6 protein-coding genes are annotated in these 7,187 nt (G+C 67.8%); 3 read left to right on the top strand and 3 right to left on the bottom strand.

Annotated elements, in window-relative coordinates:
- The 3 genes from ACH2AT_RS05155 to ACH2AT_RS05145 form a co-directional block, all read left to right on the top strand.
- Positions 1 to 635 (top strand): hypothetical protein (locus ACH2AT_RS05155; RefSeq protein ID WP_394964133.1); only part of this gene is annotated, 635 nt, incomplete at its 5' end.
- Between the two features lie 3 nt (positions 636 to 638).
- Entirely contained in the window at positions 639 to 2,708 is a 2,070-nt protein-coding gene (locus tag ACH2AT_RS05150) for an AAA family ATPase (RefSeq protein ID WP_394964132.1), read from the top strand.
- 103 nt (positions 2,709 to 2,811) lie between these two features.
- Entirely contained in the window at positions 2,812 to 3,930 is a 1,119-nt protein-coding gene (locus tag ACH2AT_RS05145; RefSeq protein WP_394964131.1) for an SLC13 family permease, read from the top strand.
- Between the two features lie 153 nt (positions 3,931 to 4,083).
- On the opposite strand, the gene ACH2AT_RS05140 is transcribed toward ACH2AT_RS05145, so the two are convergent.
- From ACH2AT_RS05140 to ACH2AT_RS05130, 3 genes are all read right to left on the bottom strand, one after another.
- Positions 4,084 to 5,382, bottom strand: a complete 1,299-nt coding sequence (locus ACH2AT_RS05140) for a M23 family metallopeptidase (RefSeq protein ID WP_394964130.1) — start codon at positions 5,380 to 5,382, stop codon at positions 4,084 to 4,086.
- 85 nt (positions 5,383 to 5,467) lie between these two features.
- The gene (locus ACH2AT_RS05135; RefSeq protein ID WP_394964129.1) at positions 5,468 to 6,745 is read right to left on the bottom strand and encodes a murein hydrolase activator EnvC family protein; all 1,278 of its coding nucleotides are present in this window, start codon (positions 6,743 to 6,745) and stop codon (positions 5,468 to 5,470) included.
- 167 nt (positions 6,746 to 6,912) lie between these two features.
- Positions 6,913 to 7,113, bottom strand: a complete 201-nt coding sequence (locus tag ACH2AT_RS05130) for a phosphatase (RefSeq protein ID WP_394964128.1) — start codon at positions 7,111 to 7,113, stop codon at positions 6,913 to 6,915.
- Between the last annotated feature and the right edge of the window lie 74 nt (positions 7,114 to 7,187).

The raw sequence follows: 7,187 nt of genomic DNA, 5'->3' as shown, positions 1-7,187 counted from the left end.
CCTGGGAGGACGGAGACGCCCGGGCCAGCTACGCCGCCGAACTGGAAGGCGCGCCGGTGACCGGCGACCTCACCGGAACACCCAACGGGGTGCAGGGCGAGTGGACCGGCCTGCCCGAGGGCGCGCGCCTCACCTTCACCGCCGACTACGCGGACCAGTCCGCCTTCGCCGCCGGCCCCCTGGACCCGGGCATGGACCGGAACAGCGCCGATACCGGCAGCGTGGACTGGGACAACCTGGCCGGCAGCGGCCTTGATGTGGGCGAAGTGCTGTGGCTGGCGTTTGCCGGCGCGGTCATCGCCTGGATCATCGTGCGCCGGATGTCCGGCGGCTATTTCCTGGGCGGCTTTGGGGGCTGGTTCTGGCCCCACCACCACGGCGGGCCCCGCCCGCCCCATGGCGGCCCCTCCGGCGGCTCCGGCGGGTTTGGCGGCTTTGGGGGCGGTTCGGGCCGTGGCTCCGGCGCGGGGCGGCGCAGTGGCGGCGGATGCGCCTGTGCCTGCGCCTGCGTTTCCTGCGCCTGCGCCTGTGCCTGCGCGGGCGGCGGGCGCGCCGGGTGCAGCGCCAAAGACTTCAAGGGCGCGGTGGACGCCGCGGCCCTTTGCGCCATTCTCAAAAAGGACAAGGAGGAGTGAGCCATGGCCGGCAGCACCGATTGGGAAGACCTGATGAACGGGGTGTTCGGCCCCGGCGGGCGCTTTCGCGGCGGGGCGGGCGCTGAAAAGCGCCCGGCGGTGGACGAGGACTTTGCCGCCGCCCAGAAAAAGCTGGAAGAAGCAGCCCAGCGCACCCAGGCTGCCGCCGGGGCGGCCCGGCGCGCCGACGCCGCGCGCCTTTTGCAGAACAGCGAGGAGCTGACCAAGCGCCTGGAAGCCCAAAGCCGGGAGATAAGCCGCTTGGGCCAGGGCCTTGCCCGGGAAATGGAGCAGGACGGCCTGCTCACCCCGGCTCAAAGCCGGGCTGCGATCCCCGTGCCCCAAAACACCGACGCCGCCTTTGAGGCGGCGGCAAAGCGCCAGCAGGCCGCGCTGGCGGGGCGGCAGGAGTTTAGCGCCGCGCTGCTGGCGGCCTTCCGCCGGCCCTTCGTGCTGGGCGGGCAGGGGGAAAAGCCCCGCAACGTCATCGTTTTGTCCGGCAAGGCGGGCCGGGGGCGGCATTTTGCCCTCGCCCAGACGGTGCAGGCGCTGAAGGACGAGGGCCTGCTGGCTGGGGGCGTGGCCTGGATGGACCTTGCCCTTTACGGCAGCCCGGCCCAGGAAAAGCTTTTTTTGCAGGACCTTTACGCCGCGCTGGCCGGGCCCGACCCGGTGCTGGCCTTTGAAAACGCGGAGCAGTGCCATCCCGGCTGTCTCTCTCTGCTGGCCCAGCTGGCGGTGAGCGGCAGCGCCCGGCTGGCCAGCCGCTATGTGCTGCAAAAGGGCCTGCTGGTGGAGACCGGCACCGCCCTGGCCCCCGGCGCGGTGGGCTCTCTGAGCGCCAAAGACAAGTACCTCGTGTTCCTCTGCCCCGGCGGAAAAAACAAACTGGCGGGGCTGCTGGGCGCGGCCTTTGCCACCGCGGTGGGGGACGAGTGCGAGGCCCCGGCCTTCAGCCGGGAAGAACTGCTGGCCATCGCCGGGCGGCAGCTGAACGAGCTGGCCCGCAAGACCAAAGAACGGCTGGGCTGGACCCTCACCGTGACCGGCGAAGGCCTGGCGGACCTGGTCGCCCAAAAGGGCGAAGCGGGGGTGGGCCGCCTGGCCGAGTTCTGCGAGAAGTGCTTCGCCGCCCTGGCGGAGCACAAGCTGCGGGGCCGCAAAGCCGCCGCCGCTGCCCTGAAAGCGGGGGAGGGCGGGCAGGTGCTGGCCGCCTTCGACGGCGGGGAACAGACCGACCTGCTGGCCGTCCTGCCCGGGGAATACACCGCCGGCCTGGAAGAAGTGAAGGCCGAGATGGGCCGCATCATCGGCCTGGACGAGGTGAAGGACTATGTGCTGCGGCTGGAGGACGCCATCGCCGTCCAGCGACGGCGGGCCGCCGCCGGCATGAAGACGGCGGGCGTTTCCATGCACATGATCTTCACCGGCAACCCCGGCACCGGCAAGACCACCATCGCCCGGCTGGTGGGCAGGTACCTCAAGGCCATCGGCGCTCTCTCCGGCGGGCAGCTGGTGGAGGTGAGCCGGGCGGACCTGGTGGGCCGCTATGTGGGCCACACCGCGCCCCTGACCCAGAAGGTGCTCCAGTCGGCACTGGGGGGCGTGCTTTTCATCGACGAGGCCTATTCCCTTTACCGCGGCGAGCAGGACACCTTCGGCCTGGAGGCCATCGACACGCTGGTGAAGGGCATGGAGGACCATCGGGACGAACTGGTGGTCATCCTGGCGGGCTACACCAAAGAGATGGAGGAGTTTTTGCAGGCGAACAGCGGCCTGCGCAGCCGCTTCCCCAATAAAATCGAATTCCCGGACTACACAGGGGCCGAACTGCTGGCCATCACCAAGCTCACCGCGAAGGGCAAGGGCTACCGGCTGACCGAGGGTTGCGACGGGCCGCTGTTGGCCTATTACGACCGCAAGCAGGCGGAAAACGCCGCCGAAAACGGCAACGGCCGCCTTGCCCGCAACACCCTGGAGGCGGCCATCCTGAACCAGGGGCGGCGGCTGGCCGCGGAGCCGGACGCCGCGCTGGACGAGCTGCGGCCGGGAGATTTTGAACTGGACGAATAAAACAAACAAGCGCCCCTTTCGGGCGGGACGCGGGCGCGGCCCGCGCCCCGGCCCCGTCGGGGGCGCCTCTTTGCGAAAATAAAGAGAGTGGGAAGGAATTTTGATGAAACAGTGTTTTCAAAGAGCGCTCGGCTTTGCCAAAAGCGAAGCGGTGCTCAGCATCGCCGCGCTGCTGGCGGTGGGTTCCATGGCGGCGGTGCCGCCGGACAAGGGCTATCTTGACTACATCGACTGGGACACCCTGGCCCTGCTGTTCAGCCTGATGGCGGTGAGCAAGGGCCTGCAGGGGCAGGGCGTGTTCGACGCGCTGGGCGCGGGGCTGCTGGGGCGGCTTTCCACCACCCGGCAGATGCTGCTGGTGCTGACCTTTCTGCCCTTCTTCGTGAGCATGCTGGTCACCAACGACGTGGCCCTCATCACCTTTGTGCCCTTTGGGCTGGTGGTGCTGGAAATGGCCGGGTGCGAGCGGCTGGCCATCCCGCTGGTGGTGCTGCAAACGGCGGCGGCGAACCTGGGCAGCATGCTCACCCCCATGGGCAACCCCCAGAACCTCTACCTTTACAACCGCTCGGGGATGGGCTTTTTGGAGTTCTGCGCCCTGCTGGCCCCCTATGCGGCACTGTCGGCGGCGGCCATCGCCCTGCTGGCCCTCTTGCCCAAAAGCGAGGCCATGCACGCGGCGGTGCAGCCGGAAGGAAAGGGCAGCGGCAGGCGCATCGCCCTCTTCGCCGCCCTGGGCGGGGTGTGCCTGCTCTGCATCGCAAAGCTGCTGCCCCCGCTGGCGGCGGCGGGGCTGACCCTGGTGGTGCTGCTCATCGCCGACCGGCCCCTTTTAAAAAAGCTGGACTACGCCCTGCTGGCCACCTTCGTGGCGTTCTTCGCGTTCATCGGCAACATGGGCCGCCTGCCCGCCTTCTCCGCCTTCCTGGCCGGGGCGCTGGCCGGGCGGGAAGTGGAGGTGGCGGTGGCCGCCAGCCAGGTCATCAGCAACGTGCCCGCCGCCCTGCTGCTGGCGGGTTACAGCGAAAACTGGCCCGCCCTCATCATCGGCTGCGATTTGGGGGGCCTGGGCACCCTCATCGCCTCCATGGCCAGCCTCATCTCCTACAAGTTCTTCGCCCGGCGCTACCCTGCCCAAAAGGGCAGATACCTGCTCTGGTTCACCCTGGCCAACGCGGGACTGCTGGCGCCGCTGATGATATTGTATTATGTCATCCGATAAATACATATTGTATAACTATAAGACGAACAAACGCCCGTCACGGTGGGTCCACCGCGCCGGGCTTTTTTCAGTTGTGAGGCGGTTGGGCTGCGGGAAAAGCCCGCAGGTTTGCGCCGCAAAGCGCGCCCCGCCCGGGCCGGAGAAAGGCTCCGCTCAACCCTGCCACATCAGGGCGCCCTGGCCGCGCCAGGCCTCCCAGGGGCTGATGGGGATGTCATAAAGGCGCATTTCGCAGATGATGTGGCCCTGGGTGGTGCCCAGCACATCGTTCTGGGCCACATACTCGCCCTCGCTCACGTCGATGCGGCCCAGCAGGTAGAGGATGCTCTTGAGGCCGCAGCCGTGCTCGATGACCACCGTGCGCCCGCCGCCGCTGGTGGTGCCCGCATAGACCACCCGGCCTGCCGCGGGGCTGAGCACCTTTTTGCCAGGGGTCACGGCCATGGTCACGTTGACGCTGCGCCGGGGCGCGATGGCCTCGTTCAGCGCCGCCAGTTCAGGGTAGATGGAGAGGGTCAGCTCGTCGATGCGGTCGGTGTATTCCAGCACGGCGTAGTCCCGCACCACCTTGCCGTCCACCGGCTGGGTGAAGGCGCCGTCCCAGTAGACGTCCGGGTCACAGATGCTCATCACATCCTCCAGCTGGCTGGGGATGGAGGCCATGTAAGGGATGGCCGCCGAGCCGTCGATGGTGTAGGTGTCCAGCTCCCGGTTCTCGCGGCCGTAGATATACACCGAGGCGCTCACCGTCTGGCCGTCCACCGTGGCGGTGATCTCGTAGTCGCCGCCGAACTGGTTGTAGTCCACGGGGATGTAGCTGATCCAGGCATTGTCGTGGTAGGTGAACACCGCCGGGGCCAGCTCGCAGGAAAGGATGGGGGTTGCGTCACCCACCACGCCGGTCAGCTTCACCCCGATCACGCCGCCCTGCACCATGCTGGTGTGGGAGAGGGTAAGGGTGGGCTGGGCCCGCAGCTGGAAGGTGAAATCATAAAGGCAGAAGCCCTCCATTTTGGTGGAGGGGTTCAGCTCGTTCACCTGGGGGCTCACCGTCAGCCGGGCGGAATAGCTGCCGTTTTTGCCAAAGGAAAAATCGGCGTATTCGGCGGCGTCGCCCTCAAACACTGTTTCGCCCGCCTCGTCGGTGATGGTCAGCCGGCCTTCGGTGCCGGCGGGCAGCGCCAGGGCCGGGTGGCCGTCGGTCACCTCGCCCAGGTCGGCGGCCTCGCCCTCCTCGCTGAGGGTGCGGGCCAGCCAGTTGCCCGCGATGGGCACCTTCCACTGGTAGCCGGTCTGGGGCAGCGCGCCGCCGCCGAAGGTCACGGCATAGGCGGGCAGGTCGCCCACATTCACCTGTGTGTACATAAAGCCCAGGGCCGCGCCCAGCAGCACCGCCACCAGCACCGCCACCAGCGCCAGCCATTTGCCCACGGCTTTCAGGATGTCCTGCAAAATGGTTCACCTCACATCAGCGGCGGCCCGCGGCGGGCCGCCCTCGCCCCTGCCCCGCGCCGCGGGGCAGGGGCTGTTTTGTCTTTCAGCGGAGTTCATCGCCCACCGGGCGGTAGAACAGGCCGTTGCTGCCCCCCCGGGTCAGCTTTTGGGGGTCCACGCTCTTGTTGCCGATGCGCACTTCCCAGATGAGCTTGCGCCCGGCCACGCCCAGGCCCTGCCCGGCGGCCACCTCGTCGCCGGTCTTGATGCCCGCGATGCTGGAAAGGCCGAAGAGATAGCTCTTCACCCCGCAGCCGTGGTCGATGACCACCGTGTTGCCGGTGAGCTGCAGCTCGCCCGCATAGGCCACCCGGCCCGCCGCCGGGCTCACCGCCAGGGCGTTCTCCGGGGTGAGCAGCGTCAGGTTGGCCGCCCGCCCGGCAGACGTTTCGCCGTCGTAGAGATATGCGCCGTAGCTTTGAAAAATGCTGGCCCCCTGGGCGGGATACTGGAACGCGCCGGTCCAGAGCGCCTCATTGGAGCCCTGGCCGTAGAGGCTCCAGATCACCCGGCGGAACTCTTCATTGGCCCCGGCGGTGGCCGCCTCGCCGGGGGAGGCCTGGACAGAGGGGTACTCCGTGCTGCGCACCGTGAGGGTGGCGGAAAGGGTCGCGTCGTCCAGCGTCACGGTGATGGGCCATTCGCCGCCCTCGGCGTTGTAGGCCACCGGCAGATAGCCCAGCCAGCCGTTTTGGGTGGGCCGGAACCACACCGGCCCCAGCTCGCACTGGGCCGTGGGGGGCGCGCCGCCCGCGCCCAGCGCCCCGGACACATAGATGGCCGCCACATCCCCCTGGGCCGCCTGGCCGGAGGGCAGGGTGAGGGTGGGCTGCACGTCCACCCAGAAGCGGCACTGATACTGGTAATAGCCCACCGGCTTTGCGGGCTTTTGGCCGGATGCCTGCCGCCCCGCCCGGATGGTGAGGTAGTATTCGCCGTTTTGGGGGAAGGTGAAGTCCTTCCATTCGCTGGCGGTGCCGTCAAACACCGTCACGCCGCCGGCGGTCTTTAACAGCAGGGTGGTGCCGCCGGCGGTCATGTCCTCCGAAAGTTCCAGCGCCGCCGAGGGGGTGGTGATGGGCTCCAGCTCCAGGCTGGGAAGGATGGGGCTCAAGGAAAACTCCCGCCACAAAACGCCCCCCAGCACGGGCAGCTTCCAATCAAAACCGGCAGGCATGGTGAGAAGCTGCCCCGCGAAGGTCACACCGCTGGCGGGCAGGTCGTCCTCGCCGGTGGAAAAGTAGAAAAAGCCCAGGGCGCCGCCCAGCACCAGGGCGGTGAACACAAGGACCATCAAAAGCCAGAGCAGCGCGCGCTTCATGCCCTGCGCCTCCTTTCGCGGCGGGCCGAAAAAGGCCCGGGAACAGCTTCGCCCCGGTTTTTGGGGCATGCATAACCGCATTATACCACAAAGGGGCGAAAAGGGCAAAAAAGGGCAAAACAAAAACCGCGGACGGAGAGTTTTTCCGTCCGCGGTTTGTTCTGGGGTTATTCGGCGTCGGGCCCGGCAGCGGGGGCGGCAGCGTCCCCGGCGGGCGCTTCATCCTCGTCCAGGTCCTCGCTGAACAGCAGCTGCTCGTACTCGTCCAGCTCCTTCTCCCGGCGGCGCACATACAGCCAGGCGGCGGTCAGAGCGCCCACGGCGGCGGCCAGCATCAGCACCAGCGCGGCAAAGGTGGATTGTTTCATGGAAGATACCTCCTTTATTTTGGCTGCCCCGTCGGGGGGCACGGTCTCCAAAGTGATTACCTTTATTATAGCCC

Source organism: Candidatus Allofournierella excrementigallinarum (assembly GCF_944388085.1).
In the GTDB taxonomy this organism is placed as follows: Bacteria; Bacillota; Clostridia; order Oscillospirales; family Ruminococcaceae; genus Allofournierella_A; species Allofournierella_A excrementigallinarum.
This window is presented reverse-complemented; position numbering and strand designations above follow the sequence as displayed.